Source organism: Marinifilum sp. D714 (assembly GCF_030851345.1).
GTDB lineage: Bacteria > Bacteroidota > Bacteroidia > Bacteroidales > Marinifilaceae > Marinifilum.
On record NZ_JALPNU010000026.1, the window covers coordinates 39,022 to 55,267 of the forward strand.

The following is a 16,246-nucleotide window of genomic DNA, read 5'->3' on the forward strand; positions in this document are numbered from 1 at the left end:
CATTCAGATTGGTTGTGCATGAGATAGATACGGAATTTGTGACCATCAGAAGCCTTTCGCTTCTAACCAATTAACCAATTTTAAAATCAAGGATTAAGCTTAAAGCTGAATATTGATGTGTATAAAGTATTCATCATGACAATAGCTAAAAGCAAATAGCTAACATCCAAAAGCTTGTTCAAAAAAAGAATCGCCATGTCAAAAAATTTAAGATACGAAACACTACAGATACACGCAGGACAAGAAGTTGAAGCAACAACAAATTCACGAGCAGTTCCTTTGTACCAAACTACAGCCTACACTTTTAATGACTCGAAGCATGCAGCAGATCTGTTTGGCTTAAAAGCGTTTGGAAACATCTATACTCGATTAATGAATCCAACCAATGATGTTTTCGAAAAGAGAATTGCCGCATTGGAAGGAGGAGTTGCCGCAGTTGCAACAGGATCGGGTCAAGCAGCTCAATTCTTGGCTTTGACCAATATTTTGGAAGCAGGAGATAATTTCATAAGCGCTTCACAAATTTATGGTGGAACTTACAATCAGTTCAAGGTGCAGTTCAAGCGCTTGGGCATTCAATGTAAATTTGTTGATATCGATTATCCTGAAACCATTGTACCTCTAATCGATGAAAACACAAAAGCGATTTACGTAGAGGCATTGCCAAATCCAAAGTTCTCAATTCCTGATTTCGAGAAGGTATCAGCAATTGCAAAAGAACACGATTTGCCACTAATTGTTGACAATACTCTGGGAGCTGGAGGATATTTGTTCCGTCCATTGGAACATGGAGCAAATGTTGTAGTTGAATCGGCAACCAAATGGATTTGTGGTCATGGTACTGCAGTTGGTGGTGTACTTGTTGATGGTGGAAATTACAATTGGGGTAATGGGAAATTCCCACAGTTTTCGGAGCCATCTGAAGGTTATCATGGTCTGGTTTTCTCGGATGTGTTTGGAGTAGATGGACCTTTTGGAAATATTGCATTTGCAATTCGTGCAAGAGTGGAAGGTTTGAGAGATTACGGATGTAGCCAGAGCCCATTCAATTCATTCTTGCTACTACAAGGATTGGAAACTCTTTCGCTTCGTTTGGATCGTCATGTCGAAAATACTTTAGCATTAGCAGAGTGGTTGCAAGAACAAGATTGGGTGGAACAGATAAATTATCCTGGTTTACCATCGAGTCCATACTACGAAAGAGCAAAGAAATATTTCAAAAAAGGTGCTGGTTCGGTACTTACTTTCAAAGTGAAAGGTGGAAAAGAAGTTGCCGATAAATTGGTTGATGGAGTAGAATTGCTTTCACATGTTGCCAATTTGGGTGATGCAAAAACTTTGATCATTCATCCAAGTTCAACAACTCACGAGCAATTGACTTTGGAAGAACAAAAAGCATCAGGAGTTGAGCCAGGTTTGCTAAGAATATCTGTTGGTATAGAGCATATTGAAGATATCAAAGCGGACATCAAGCAAGCGGTTGAAAAGGCCATTAATGTAGAGACAATCAATTAGTTCTTACACCGAAAAGTCTTTTAATAGAACATTAGTTCCTTTCAGTTCTAATGTTCTTTAAAAGATCTATCGGCATCAAACAGGAATAATTTGTATTGATTTACTGTTTGATAGATGAATGAAAATGATTTCAACAGTACTTTAAACATCCTTATTTCAAGGAATATTCGCAAAAACAAAAACAACAATAATCAAAATTTTTAACCAGTGAATCCAAATTGTTACATCCATAAAGAAGGTTTACAACTTGAATCGGGTGAATGCCTTAAAGAGTTGACCATTGCTTATCACACCTATGGGGAGTACGATCCTTCGCGAAATAATGTGATTTGGGTTTGTCATGCACTTACTGCCAATTCAGATGTTTTCGATTGGTGGTCAGGACTTTTTGGAGAGAAGGACTTTTTTAATCCCAAGGATTATTTTATCGTATGTGCCAATTTTATTGGCTCATGTTACGGTACTACGGGACCTCTATCTAAAAATCCAGAGAATGGACAAGCATACTATCACGATTTTCCGCAATTGACCGTACGCGACTTGGTGGCGGCACACGAAATTTTACGAAAACATTTAAATATAAATCGCATTCATATGATGATTGGTAGCTCACTGGGAGGCATGCAAGCCTTGGAGTGGGCTTACTTGTTGAATGGCAAGTTAGATAATTTGGTGGTTTTGGCATCGAATGCCAAACATTCACCTTGGGGGATTGCTTTCAACGAATCGCAAAGAATGTCGATAGAAGTTGATCCAAGCTGGAAGGAATCGAATGACGAGGCCGGGTTGAATGGAATGAGAGTGGCTCGATCAATTGCATTGTTGAGTTACAGAACCTATGCAACTTACGATCATTCGCAACAGGAAAATGAAGGAGGTAAGACTGACGATTATCGTGCAAGCTCTTACCAAAGATACCAAGGGGAAAAGTTAGCTCGACGATTTAATGCATACTCATATTGGCACTTGTCAAAAATCATGGATAGTCACGATTTGGGGAGAAACAGGGGAGGATTGATCACGGCTCTGAATGAAATCAAATCAAGAACACTTGTTATTGGAGTCGATTCAGATCAGATTTTCCCGATCAATGAACAAAAATTTATTGCGGATCATATTCCGCAAGCTCAATACATGGAAATTCATTCGCTTTATGGGCATGATGGATTCCTTCTAGAACAAGAACAATTAACTAAAGTACTACAATCATTTTTAATCGAAAACAAAATCAATGAGCAATAAACTTAAAATAGGTGTATTCGGATACGGAGTTGTTGGTTCCGGATTGGCCCACGTTCTGAAAAATAGCAAAGGCTTGGATGCCTCTATTGTAAAGGTATGTGTAAAAGATGGTGAAAAGGAGAGAGATTTAGATTCAGAAGTTTTAACCACGAACCCTGATGATATATTAAACGATCCTGAAATTAATGTTGTTGCTGAATTGATTGATGATGCTGATGCTGCATATCAGATTGTAAAGACAGCACTTCAGAATGGAAAACATGTGGTTTCAGCCAATAAAAAAATGTTGGCTTACCATATCGAGGAATTGATTCAATTGCAATGGCAGCACAAAGTTTCATTTGTATATGAAGCATCGGCTTGTGGTAGCATTCCAATTATTAGAAACCTGGAAGAATACTACGATAATGATTTGTTGCAATCGGTAAGTGGAATCCTGAATGGTTCATCGAATTACATTCTTACGAAGATTTTTAATGAAAATTTGGATTACGATATTGCCTTAAAGCAAGCACAAGATCTAGGTTTTGCTGAAAGCGATCCAACATCTGATGTGGATGGTTTTGATACATTATACAAATTGATCATTCTAACGGTTCATGGCTTCGGACTATTTGTGCATCCTGATCAGGTTTTCAATTTTGGAATTTCAAACCTATCGCCAAAGGATATCGAATTGGCATCGCAGAAAGGATATAAAATCAGGTTACTAGGAAAAGTAACTAAGGTAAATGGAAATCATGTGAACCTTTTGGTTGCACCTAAGTTTGTGAAACCCGAAGAGCATGCATATACTGTAGAGAGTCATTATAATGGAGTTTTGATTCAAGGAAATTTCTACGATAACCAATTCATGTATGGAAAAGGAGCAGGAGCGCATCCTACTGGTTCTGCTGTATTGTCAGATATTACAGCCTTGGCTTACGATTACAAGTATGAGTACAAAAAGCTGAAATATTACGGAGGCTTGGAGTACACCAACGATATGGAGGTTGAGGTTTATTTGAGATATACAGATAAAGACGATTTGGCTTTGTTTGAGTTCAAAGATATCAGCGAATCTTTAACAGGAAAAGAATTCAATTATGTGATTGGAACCTTGAACCTTTCTCAATTGATAAGACTTCGTCAGCAAATTAAAGGACGAGATATTTTCATAGCCTACTTGGGTGATGAATAATTTGCCGGGAAAATCACATCTAAGATCAAAAAGTAAAATGATAATATACAAATTCGGTGGTGTGTCTGTTAAAGATGCTGCTGCCATACGAAACATCTGTCAGATAATAGCTAAGGTAAAGCGACCCCTTACTGTTGTGATTTCGGCAATAGGTTCAACCACAAACCTGTTGGAAGAACTGGTAGATGCATATTTTTCCGGAAGCGATGAAGTAAGGAAACACTTCGAGATACTGAAAAAGAACCACATTTCAGTGCTCAACGATTTATTCGAAGAAGTGCCAGAGAAAATCGCCTCGGAAGTAAACGCTCTTTTCATCGAGCTGGAAACCAAAATTTCAAAACCATCATCTGATAAGTTCAATTTTGAATACGATCAGGTGATTGGTTTTGGCGAGTTACTTTCAACCACCATAATTTCGGGTTATTTGAATGAAACTGGTCAAAAAAATCAGTGGATTGATATCAGAACTTGTTTGGATTCTGATGACAACTACATGGATGCCAATATCAATTGGGAATCTTCTAAAGAAAAAACAAATGCGAAATTTATTGATGATTCACAAGCGCTTTATATCACTCAAGGCTTTATTGCCCGTGATGAGAAAGGGTTTACCACTTCTCTAGGGCGAGAAGGTTCAGATTATACGGCTGCAATTCTTGCTCATCTGCTTGGCGCAGATAAAATGATCATTTGGAAAGATGTGTTGGGAATATTAAATGCTGATCCTGATTATTTTGATACAACAACCAAATTGGATTTGATTCCATATCACGAAGCAATTGAGTTGTCGTATTATGGGGCAAGGGTAATTCATCCAAAAACCATAAAGCCTTTGCAGGCAAAACAAATTCCTCTTTGGGTGAAATCATTTATTGATCCATCGCAAAAAGGAACTTTGATAACAAAAGGAGAACAACCCCAACCCATGTTGCCAAATTATATTGTGAAGAAAAAACAGGTGATGGTGACTTTGAAACCTTTAAATTTTTCATTTATAGGCGAAAAAGATCTGGTTTTTATCTTTTCACTCGTGACAAAGTTTAGAATTAAGCTTAATTTTACTCAAAACACCGCTGTTAGTTTTGCATTTTGTGCCAATAGTTCAGCTAGAAATATTGAGGAGCTAATTGGTGAATTGAGTAAAAAATATGAAGTAGACCTGAGTGAAGATTTGGAGTTAATAACCGTTCGACACTATACGCCAGCTACAATTGAAGAAATCCAAAACAAACACCATGTTTTAGTAGAGCAAAAAAATAGCAATACAGCAATCTATCTTACAGTTGAAAATTAATATGGAGCAAAATTTTACGATAAGAGAGGCATTAAAAAATCAGATTTTGGTTCTCGATGGAGCAATGGGAACCATGATTCAATCATATAAATTAGTTGAATCGGATTTTAGAGGAGAAAGGTTTGCTAATGTTTCAGCAGATCAAAAAGGTCACAATGATTTATTGACGTTGACTCAGCCTGAAATCATTAAGAATATTCACCTGGAATTTTTAAAAGCAGGTGCAAATATCATTGAAACCAATACTTTTAATGCAAATGCGATTTCTTTAATTGATTATCAGTTGCAAGAGCTTGCTTATGAATTGAATCTGGAAGCGGCGAAGAATGCTCGCAGAGCGATTGATGAAATTAAGAAAATAGATCTACATACGCCAAGATGGATTGCAGGAGCCATTGGTCCAACCAACAAAACTACATCCATGTCTCCAAAAGTGGAAGATCCGGGTTTTAGAGATGTAAGTTTTGATGATTTGGTTGAAATCTACACCGAACAGATAAAAGGTTTGGTTGATGGTGGCGTTGATGCCTTATTGATAGAAACAATTTTCGATACCCTCAATGCAAAGGCTGCTGTTTATGCTGCAGATCAACTTTTGGAAGAGAGGGGCTTGGATCTACCAATCATGATTTCGGGAACAATAACAGATAACAGTGGAAGAACCTTATCAGGTCAGACTTTGGAAGCCTTTGTAACTTCGATGAAGTGTGATAGATTGTTGAGTATTGGTTTGAATTGTGCTTTCGGGGCAAAAGATTTGATTCCATTTATCCAGCAATTGGATACTTTATTGCCTGTATATGTAAGTGTATATCCTAATGCTGGTTTGCCAAACGAATTGGGAGAATATGATGAAACTCCTACAACTATGGTTAGTGATTTGAAGGAGCTGTTGGAGAACAAAAAGGTAAATGTTGTAGGCGGATGTTGCGGAACTAGACCAGATCATATTGCTGCAATTGCCAAAGTGGTTAAAGATACTTTGCCTAGAGAAATTCCTTTTGTAGAAAAGGAGACTCGCTTGAGCGGATTAGAGATGTTGCGCATCAACTCTATGAGCAACTTTGTGAATGTTGGGGAACGTACCAATGTTGCGGGTTCTAGAAAATTTGCAAGATTAATCCGTGAAGAAAAATACGAGGAAGCCTTATCAATTGCTCGTTCACAGGTCGAAAATGGTGCTCAAATTATTGATGTGAACATGGATGATGCCATGTTGGATGCAGAGAAAGAAATGGATGTCTTTTTGAAACTGTTGGTTTCTGAACCAGAAATTTCTCGCGTTCCTGTCATGATTGATTCTTCGAAATGGTCTGTTTTGGAAGCTGGTTTAAAGTGCGTGCAAGGAAAAAGCGTGGTGAATTCCATTTCTTTGAAAGAGGGCGAAGAGGAATTTATTAAATATGCTACCCAAATAAAAAGATATGGAGCTGCCGCAGTGGTAATGGCTTTCGACGAAAAAGGTCAGGCCGATACTTATGAACGCAGAATTGAAATTTGTGGCAGAGCTTATAAAACACTAACAGAAAAAGTGGGCTTCCCGCCAGAAGATATCATCTTCGATCCAAATGTACTGGCAATTGCTACAGGGATTGAAGAGCATAACAATTATGCAGTTGATTTTATTAAAACCGTAAGGTGGATCAAGGAGAATCTTCCGCATGCAAAAATTAGTGGAGGTATCAGTAATCTGTCTTTCTCTTTCCGTGGTAATAATGTGGTTCGTGAAGCCATGCATTCGGTTTTCTTGTATCATGCCATTAAGGAAGGTTTGGATATGGGAATTGTAAATCCGGGAATGTTGCAGATTTACGATGAGATTGAACCGGAATTATTAGAGAAGGTGGAAGATGTAGTGTTGAACAGGAAACCTGATGCTACTGAAATCTTAATAGAATTTGCCGAAGGATTAAAATCAGCAGGAACATGTGGGGAAAAAAAGGATGTTTGGAGGGAAAAATCAGTAAATGAGAGATTGTCTTACTCCTTGGTAAAAGGAATTACTGATTATATAGAAGAGGATGCTGAAGAGGCTCGCCAAAATTATCCGAAAGCATTAGAGGTAATCGAAAAACCTTTAATGGATGGTATGAATGTGGTTGGTGAGCTGTTTGGCGATGGAAAAATGTTTTTGCCTCAGGTTGTAAAATCTGCAAGGGTAATGAAAAAAGCCGTAGCATATCTTCAACCATTTATAGAAGAAGAAAAAAGCAACGCTGCAGATGCCAAAAATGCAGGTAAGATATTAATGGCAACCGTAAAAGGTGATGTTCACGATATCGGTAAAAATATTGTTGACGTTGTATTAGGTTGTAACAATTTTGAGGTAATCGATTTGGGCGTAATGGTTCCATGTTCGAAAATTTTGGAAGTGGCCAAAAAAGAAAATGTTGATGCCATTGGATTAAGTGGATTGATTACTCCATCTTTAGAAGAGATGTGTTTTGTTGCCGAAGAGATGCAACGCGAAGGATTCGATATTCCTTTGGTAGTAGGAGGAGCAACAACATCGGAATTGCATACGGCAGTAAAAATTGAACCCAATTATAAGAATGGCGTTGTTCATGTGAGTGATGCTTCTCAGTCGGTAGGTATTTTCAAGAAATTGTGTGATAAAAACAAACGTGGCGATTACCTGGATAGCGTGAAAGAACAATATCAAAAGGTGAGAGAGAATCATGCCAAACAGAAATCTGCTGAATATTATTCTTTGGAAGAAGCTAGAGCAAACGCAGAAGCAATTGACTGGGAAAAATCGCCAATGTACAAGCCAAAGAAAACTGGCTTAAAAGTACAGAAAAATTTCTCAATAGGTGAGATTAGAAAATACATCGATTGGACTTTCTTCTTTGTAGCTTGGGAATTGAAGTGCATGTATCCTGAAATTATGGAAGATCCGGATTACAAGGATGAGGCCAAGAAGCTTTTCGACGATGCCAATAAAATGTTGGACCAAATTGAGAAAGAGAATCTTTTGGAAGCGAGTGCTGTTTACGGACTGTTCCCAGCCAATGCCGTGGGCGATGATATTGTGATCTATTCTGATGAAAGGAGAAGTTCGGAGCTGGAGCGATTCACTCAAATTCGTCAGCAGGAAAAATTCTCGAAAGGCCTAAGCAATTTGTGTCTGAGCGATTTTGTGGCTCCTCTTGAGTCTGGAAAGATTGATTATATAGGTGCATTTGTTGTAACTGCAGGGCTTGGAATAGAAGCGAGCTTGCAAAAATATGCTGAGCAAAATGATGATTACAACAGCATAATGATTAAGATTTTGGCAGATCGATTGGCTGAAGCTTATACAGAATTGTTGCATGAGCAAATCCGAAAGGAAGATTGGGCATATGCAAATGGAGAAGACCTGAGCGTTGAAGAAATGTTGCGCGAAAAATACCAGGGAATTCGCCCGGCTTTTGGGTATCCATCATTGCCTGAACATTCCGAAAAGAAAGTACTATGGGACTTCTTGCAGGTTGAGGAGAATATTGGTGCTACATTAACAGAAAGTTTTGCCATGTACCCGGCAGCTTCCGTAAGTGGATTGGTATTGGCTCATCCCGATGCAATTTATTTTTCGATTGATAAGATCAAGGAAGATCAGGTAAAAGACTACGCTGAACGCAAGGGAATCTCAGAAAAGGAAGCCAATAAATTGTTGACAGCAATTTTGTAGAAACATCAAACTATTAGAATACGATTTTTGAGGTTTAATAAAATCTCACATCTAAAATTAACCAGATGAAGCGTCCATGATTAAATAATTATTAAACCACATGTAACAGTAATTATTTAATTCATGGTAAGTTCCATCCGACTTTGATAATAAAATAATAAACGGATGAAAGTAATTGAACATTTAAATCAAGCAATTGAGAATAAAACCACACACTTCTCTTTTGAACTATTGCCTCCTTTAAGGGGTAATAGTATATATAAGGTATTTAATACCATCGAAAAGCTTCGGGAATTCGATCCGAAGTACATTAATATTACGGCTCATCGCGATGAGATTGTTTTTGTTGAATCGCCCAATGGAGGATTCGAAAAGAAGATTACTCGCAAGCGTCCGGGTACCGTTGCAGTAGCAGCTGCCATTCAAAATAAATACAAAATTACAGTTGTTCCTCATGTAATCTGTAGCGGATTTACTCCCGAAGAAACAGAAAATGCATTATTGGATCTGAATTTTTTGGGCATTCATGATTTATTGCTTTTGCAAGGAGATAAATCACCACGTCACGATTTCATTCCGAGCGAAGGAGAGCACAAGTTCGCTATTGATTTAATTGGACAGGTGAACGATATCAATAAAGGAAACTTTTTGGATGGAACTCATGTTGAGCCATTCGAAACGCCATTTTCTTATGGTACTGCCGGATACCCTGAGAAACACGAAAATGCTCCAAATATGGAATCGGACTTATATTGGCTGAAGAAAAAAGTAGATGCCGGAGCAGATTATATCGTAACGCAAATGTTTTTCGATAACCAAAAATTCTTCGATTTTGAGAAAAAAGTGAGAGAAGCTGGAATTAATGTTCCCATTGTTCCTGGAATTAAACCAATATCAGCTTTGTCGCAATTAAATGTGCTTCCACAAATCTTTAAAACAGAAATACCAGAGGCTTTGGCTGCCGAAGTTCGTAAGTGTAAAACCAACGATGAGGTAAAACAAGTTGGAGTGGAGTGGGGAATACAGCAAAGCAAAGAGTTGATTCAACATGGTGTACCATCATTGCATTTTTACACATTAATGGCATCCGGTTGCGTTAGAGATATTGCAAAAGCAATTTATTAACAATAATTAGAAACAAAATCAAATCCCTTTTCAAGTCTGAAGAGGGATTTTTTTATGCAGAAACTGCAATAAAAGTAGCTTTGTCTCAGTTTAAAAATAGAATTGATAATTAATGAAAGATATGAGAAAGACAATTATTCTATTGTTACTGATGAGTGGAGCGTTTTTATCAAAAGCTCAGGTTTTTAATACATCTGGAATTTTAAAAGGAGGAGAAGCTGCAATAGGTTTTGAACCATCCCTTTTGGTTTTCGATGGTGAAACTGAATTTATGATGTTTTTTCACGCAGGTGTTGGATTAGGACAAAATATTGACTTGGGAGCAAAGTTCGGTGTTTTTGGTGATGAGAATTATTATGGTGGAGATATTGAATTTGGTTTCAGTAAAACGCTTTCATTATCAGCAGGAGCACACCATTTTCATGATATCGCATTGGATGGAACGGCAAATGTTACCGTACCATTGGCAAGAGGTACTAAACTAATTACCGGTTTAGATATGGATATTGTATTTGGAGATGAAACAAAAATTCCTCTTTGGGTTCCATTAGGAATAAGAGTTTCGGTTGGTAATGGTTGGTCCTTAATTATGGAATCGGAAATTGAGTTGACCGATGAGGCTTACCATTATTTTGGAGTTGGTATGGCCTATGGATTTTAAAGTAAATATAAAACCTTTCAATCTAGGTGTTTATATTAAAATGATTAATGCAAGTAAACTAAAAAGAATTTAAATGATGAATTTTTATTTATTTTTATGTTTTTAAATTATGAATTATTGTTAATTTAGTATTTTGGTAATAAATAATATTAAAATAACTGAAAATGAAAAAGATTATAATTGCATTAACATTTATGATGGGATCAATGGCATCATTTGGACAAATTTTTGATTCTTCTGATATCTTAAAAAAGGGAGAGTTGGTTGTTGCTTGTGAGCCTGGAGTTTTTATTTTTGATGGGAGTGAAGATTTTAGAACTTTTTTCCATGGTGAATATGGATTAGGAAAGAAAATGGATCTTGGGGTAAGTATCGACCCTTTAAATAGAGATGGTTATTATGGTGCTGATTTAGAGTTGTGGCTTGCAGAAAAGTTCTCAATGTCAGTTGGGGCACATCATTTTAGTAAAATGGCATTAGATGCAGCTGTGAAATACAGTACACCAATTCGATCAAATATTAAATTCACATCTGGATTAGATGGTGACTATTTTATTAATAAATCAAGAGTTGCTCTTTGGTTACCGGTTGGAGTAGATATGGAAATTGGTAATGGCTTATCTGTTTTGGTTGAAGCTAAAATAGAAATAACAGATGAAGCTTATAATTATCTTGGAATTGGCGTTGCCTATAAACTTAAATAAATAATCATTTAGTTTTGGTTGGGTTAAAGTTGCTAACAGTTTGTTAATAATGTGTTTTGATTCTGAATAGAAATTGAAGTATATTAATGTCTAGATAAACTTTAATCATTAAAACCACAGCTGCCAAATGCAAAAAGAAAAATCTGCTATTGAAAAATTAAAAGATTTTGCTCTTAAAACGCATCGCAAAATTGATTTTAGCAAGAAAGTGTATCCTTCTAATGCACTACATCCTCTGACTTACCAGCGAAGATTTGTAAGTATACCTGGAAATGATTTCAAAAGAGTCTTTTTTGCTTGTTTTAGAGATTCTCGTAGATTGGATAATTTTTCAATTTATAGTGGTGTTTTTTTTCCTATTGATGTTTCAGGAGATACAAAGATATGTGTTCGAAAAAAACATATACTGGACAAAATGAGTCTGTTTGGGAAAAAGAAATATTATAAAACAGGTACTAACACATTTGATTCTCAGGTAGTGTTCGATGAGTTTACAGCAATTGGTACCAATAAGATTTTTACCAATAATAAAATTCAGAATTTAATCTTAAAAGTTTTCGATTTTGATGGTCGGTTAAGAGTCGGGATAAACATGCTAAATCTTGATTTTATAACAGAGTTAAAAGGTAGATCTTTTATTGGAATATATACAACACAAGGATGGTATACCAATTCATCTGAGATTGAAATTTTGTATGATTTGGCAGATCAATTGCAAAGGCAATCAGTTTTTATGAGAGAGCCGGATTTGGTTGCACAATTTTGAATTAGAATTATAAATAAAAAGAGAAAGCCTCAAATCTTTAGACTTGAGGCTTTTGATATTTATAATGCAAACTCATCGATTATTTTTTGTGCGGTGACCTCGGAAAGTTTAATGTTCGATTCATGGGTCCATCCACCAACATGCGGACTCAACAAAACATTTTCCGCTTCAATTAAATATCGAAACTCAGCAGGAAGTTCTGATGCGTGCAAATCTTCGAAAGAAGTTTTTTCGTATTCCAGTACGTCCAAACAAGCTCCTTTTACTTGTCCTGATTTTAGATTATTCACCAAATCAGCAATACGAACCACCTTACCACGTGCAGTATTAATAAGGAAAATCGGTTTTTTAAATTGATTCAGAAATTCATCATTCACCATAAACATGGTTTCTTCGGTTTGCGGTACATGCAAACTCAAAATATCGCATTGTTCAAACAAATCTTCCAATTGCTTTTCTTGGCAATATTCATCGGTATAGTCAAATTTGTATTTATCGTAGGCAATTACATTACAGCTGAATCCTTTTAGTCTTTGTGCAAAGGCTCCGCCCATGTTTCCGTATCCAATAATCCCTATGGTCTTGCCCATAATCTCAATCCCACGATTTTCTTCACGTCTCCACATTCCATTGCGAACTTCCCAATTGCAGCGGCACAAATTATTGAAAAGAGTTAAAAGCATACCTACGGCATGTTCACCAACGGCATCGCGGTTTCCTTCCGGAGCATTAAAACATCTAATGCCTTTACTTTCTGCATATTCCACATCAATATTTTCCAGGCCTGCACCAACTCTACCAATAAATTTTAGATTAGAAGCGATATCAAGTTCACTTTTGGTCAATTTAAATTTACTTCGAATGATAAAACCATCAAACTCAGGAAATATTTCAAGTAGTTCCTCTTTGTTTTTTTCAGGAGCGTAAGTACAGTCGAAGCCTGCATTTTTCAGCATCTCCAATAAACGAGGGTGCGTTGAATCTATAAATAGAACTTTCATTTTTCGTATCAAGTTAAGGGTATCAAGAATAAGGAGATTCTATGATTCCGGGATTTCATGCAAAAATAGATTGAAATTTATAAACCAGAGCATTTATTTAGAATGTAATTCCTCATTCACTCTTTCTAAATCAACAACAAAACTGGCTTTATAACCTCTCAGTTTTCCAGTAGTATCAAATATTTCGAAGCCAAACATCAGTTTTTTAACCTCTTTTTTGAGTTGTAACTGATTCTTGTCCCAATACCAATTCTCTTCAAACTGAATTTTGCCTGTTCTCCCATTTAAATCATTTACTGTAATAATTTCTTCGATTTCACAAATGGATAATTCGTGATTGTCGTAATAATCATACGCTTTTAAATTACCAGCTTTTACTTCTTTCAAAACTTGCTCTATTAAGTAGGAGCTATTGGTATTCTCCAGGCATTCATTCAGCCATTCATCATCCGGATTCGGATTTTTTACAATCACCTCGTAAGTAATTGGATCGGCAATAAGTTTACCTTCAGATTTTGCAAGTGAATTTTTTGGTTTGTTTTGGCAAGAAAACAAAAACAGCCCTGAAATGATCAGAGCTGTTGAGATATAATAGAATTTTTTCATGTTCTATATATAATGTGTTTGTTAACGATCGAAACTTAAGCGCATACCTTTCGTGCTTTCGTCAAACTTACCATTGTCATACACCAAGTGACCATTCACAAAAGTTTTTTCAATCATGTATTGGAATTTTTCTCCATCGAAAGGAGTCCAACCACACTTATACAATGTGTTCTCTTTGTTGGCAGTCCAATCTTCTTCCTTAACCAATACCAAATCTGCGTAATATCCTTTACGAATAAAACCTCTTTTTTCAACCTGGAAAATCTCAGCAGGAGTGTGACACATTTTTTCAATCACTTTTTCAAGACTTATCTTGCCGCGTCGTGCTTGCTCCAACATAGCCACAAGCGAATGTTGAACCAATGGACCTCCACCAGCTGAATTTAAGTAATTGCCATCTTTCTCTTCTTCAGTATGAGGTGCATGATCAGTAGCGATTACATCCAATCTGTCATCAAGTAAAGCCTCCCAAAGTTTATCATGGTCTGCTTTAGTTTTAATGGCAGGATTCCAGCGTATTCTTGATTTCTTTGTTAGGTAATCTTTGTCATCAAACCATAAGTGATGCACACAAACTTCAGTAGTAATTCTTTTGTCTTTCGAAGGAATCGAATTGTTGAACAAATCCATTTCCATTCCGGAAGATAAATGAAGAATGTGAAGGCGCGTGTTGTATTTCTTAGCCAATTCCACAGCTTTCGATGAAGATTTGTAGCAAGCTTCTGCACTTCTGATCACTCCATGATATTCCATTGGAATGTTCTCTCCATATTTTTCAACGTATTCAGCTTGATTTTTCTCAATGGTTGGCGTATCCTCACAGTGCGTAGCAATCAAAAGAGGAGCTTTTTCAAAAATCTGCGAAAGGGTATCAATGTCATCCACCAACATATTTCCTGTCGATGATCCCATGAATATCTTAATTCCACAAACCGATTTAGGGTCTGTTTTTAAAATCTCTTCCAAATTGTCATTGGTGGCACCCATGTAGAAAGAATAGTTGGCCAAAGATTTTTCAGCACCCAATTTGTATCTTTCTGTAAGTAATTCTTGAGTAACTGTTTGTGGTTTTACGTTGGGCATATCCATAAAGGAAGTGGTACCACCTGCTACAGCAGCCCTCGATTCGGTATACAAATCACCTTTATGTGGCATTCCCGGATCACGAAAATGTACCTGGTCATCAATCACACCAGGAATCAGCAATTTACCACCAGCATCAATAACTTTCCACGATGAATCAACCTTTTCAGGAGCAGATGTATAAATTTCTTCAATCAATTGATCTTTCACCAGAACACTTCCAGCGAATTTTTTACCCTCATTAATAATTAAGGCATTTTGTATTAAATAAGTCGACATTTTGGTTGTTTAGTTCTAAGTATTTTAAAATCTATCTTTCGTATTTGGTGAAAAAGCTGCGTAGTTTCATTTTAATTACGCCCCACACAGCTTCATTAAAAATACCACCACTCATTTTTGAGGTTCCTTGTGTTCTATCCGTAAAAATAATAGGCACTTCAATAATATTAAAGCCAAATTTCCACGTGGTAAATTTCATTTCTATCTGGAAAGCATACCCTTTAAATCTAATTTTATCCAGATTAATCGTTTCAAGTACCTTTCTGGTGTAGCATTTAAAGCCAGCAGTTGCATCATGAATTTTCATTCCCGTTACAATTCTAACGTACTTCGATGCAAAATACGACATCAAAACTCTACCCATAGGCCAATTTACAACATTTACACCAGAAACATAGCGAGAACCAATGGCCATGTCACCACCTTTATTAGCGCAAGCATCATATAAACGAACCAAATCTTCCGGATTGTGCGAAAAATCTGCATCCATTTCAAATACATATTCGTAATTGTTTTCAAGTGCCCATTTAAAACCGGTAATATATGCGGTACCCAGGCCAAGCTTTCCTTTTCGCTCTATAATGTGTAGTTGAGAAAACTCTTTCTGCAAATCTTTTACAATATCTGCAGTTCCATCAGGAGAATTGTCTTCAATTACAAGTATATCAAAAGCTGTTTCCAGCGAGAACACCTTCCTTACAATGGCTTCAATATTTTCTTTTTCATTGTAGGTCGGGATAATAACAAGTCTATCTGTCACCTTCAGAGAATTAATGTGTAAAACAATTTATTAGCACGAAGATAGTATATCTGTAATAAAACTGTCATTTACATTCGTTAAAAAGAGTGAAAACTATCATTAATTATGCCGGTACCCTTCGGGCCGGGCTATACGCTATATCTTTTTCTCATACTTCGAAAAAGGATGCCGCTTCTATCCCTACCGGATTGTTTCGAATGATTGCGTATGAAAAAATCAGCGAATAGACATATAAAACAATCAAAAAACACATTCGCTGATGTTTTCCTGAAAAATTTTTCCATCGGATCTTCAGTGAGTTAGCCTGTTTTGGTTAAAATACTTGAGCTTTTCATTTGGAAAGTCGGGAAAGTATGC

At 36.6% G+C, this 16,246-nt stretch carries 13 protein-coding genes; 9 read left to right on the plus strand and 4 right to left on the minus strand.

Features of this window, described 5'->3' with window-relative positions; genetic code table 11:
- Positions 1–195: 195 nt before the first annotated feature.
- The 9 genes from M0051_RS17010 (at position 196) to M0051_RS17050 (ending at position 12,160) form a co-directional block, all read left to right on the plus strand.
- Positions 196–1,515 carry an O-acetylhomoserine aminocarboxypropyltransferase/cysteine synthase family protein gene (locus tag M0051_RS17010; RefSeq protein ID WP_306742735.1) on the plus strand — a complete coding sequence of 440 codons (1,320 nt, stop codon included), beginning with the start codon at positions 196–198 and terminating at the stop codon, positions 1,513–1,515.
- Positions 1,516–1,722: 207 nt separating this feature from the next.
- Entirely contained in the window at positions 1,723–2,757 is a 1,035-nt protein-coding gene (gene metX / locus M0051_RS17015; protein ID WP_306742736.1) for a homoserine O-acetyltransferase, read from the plus strand.
- Positions 2,747–3,937, plus strand: a complete 1,191-nt coding sequence (locus tag M0051_RS17020; protein WP_306742737.1) for a homoserine dehydrogenase — start codon at positions 2,747–2,749, stop codon at positions 3,935–3,937. The genes metX and M0051_RS17020 overlap by 11 nt, the downstream gene beginning before the upstream one ends.
- A gap of 37 nt (positions 3,938–3,974) precedes the next feature.
- A complete protein-coding gene (locus tag M0051_RS17025) occupies positions 3,975–5,234 on the plus strand; it encodes an aspartate kinase (RefSeq protein ID WP_306742738.1) in 1,260 nt (419 codons plus the stop codon).
- Between the two features lies 1 nt (position 5,235).
- On the plus strand, positions 5,236–8,904 hold the full coding sequence (metH, locus tag M0051_RS17030) for a methionine synthase (RefSeq protein WP_306742739.1): 3,669 nt from the start codon (positions 5,236–5,238) through the stop codon (positions 8,902–8,904).
- Positions 8,905–9,069: 165 nt separating this feature from the next.
- Positions 9,070–10,029, plus strand: coding sequence for a methylenetetrahydrofolate reductase (locus M0051_RS17035; RefSeq protein WP_306742740.1), 960 nt, complete (start codon positions 9,070–9,072; stop codon positions 10,027–10,029).
- 121 nt (positions 10,030–10,150) lie between these two features.
- The gene (locus tag M0051_RS17040; protein ID WP_306742741.1) at positions 10,151–10,690 is read left to right on the plus strand and encodes a hypothetical protein; all 540 of its coding nucleotides are present in this window, start codon (positions 10,151–10,153) and stop codon (positions 10,688–10,690) included.
- A 164-nt stretch (positions 10,691–10,854) separates the two neighbouring features.
- Entirely contained in the window at positions 10,855–11,394 is a 540-nt protein-coding gene (locus M0051_RS17045) for a hypothetical protein (RefSeq protein ID WP_306742742.1), read from the plus strand.
- 127 nt (positions 11,395–11,521) lie between these two features.
- Positions 11,522–12,160 carry a hypothetical protein gene (locus tag M0051_RS17050; RefSeq protein ID WP_306742743.1) on the plus strand — a complete coding sequence of 213 codons (639 nt, stop codon included), beginning with the start codon at positions 11,522–11,524 and terminating at the stop codon, positions 12,158–12,160.
- A 59-nt stretch (positions 12,161–12,219) separates the two neighbouring features.
- Here M0051_RS17050 and M0051_RS17055 read toward each other — a convergent pair whose 3' ends face one another.
- From M0051_RS17055 to M0051_RS17070, 4 genes are all read right to left on the minus strand, one after another.
- A complete protein-coding gene (locus M0051_RS17055; protein ID WP_306742744.1) occupies positions 12,220–13,161 on the minus strand; it encodes a 2-hydroxyacid dehydrogenase in 942 nt (313 codons plus the stop codon).
- Positions 13,162–13,254: 93 nt separating this feature from the next.
- Positions 13,255–13,767: a hypothetical protein gene (locus tag M0051_RS17060; RefSeq protein ID WP_306742745.1), complete on the minus strand. Its 513-nt coding sequence runs from the start codon at positions 13,765–13,767 to the stop codon at positions 13,255–13,257.
- 21 nt (positions 13,768–13,788) lie between these two features.
- Positions 13,789–15,129 (minus strand): dihydroorotase, encoded by a 1,341-nt coding sequence (locus M0051_RS17065; RefSeq protein WP_306742746.1) that lies wholly within the window; start codon positions 15,127–15,129, stop codon positions 13,789–13,791.
- A gap of 31 nt (positions 15,130–15,160) precedes the next feature.
- Positions 15,161–15,889, minus strand: coding sequence for a polyprenol monophosphomannose synthase (locus tag M0051_RS17070; protein WP_373568321.1), 729 nt, complete (start codon positions 15,887–15,889; stop codon positions 15,161–15,163).
- Between the last annotated feature and the right edge of the window lie 357 nt (positions 15,890–16,246).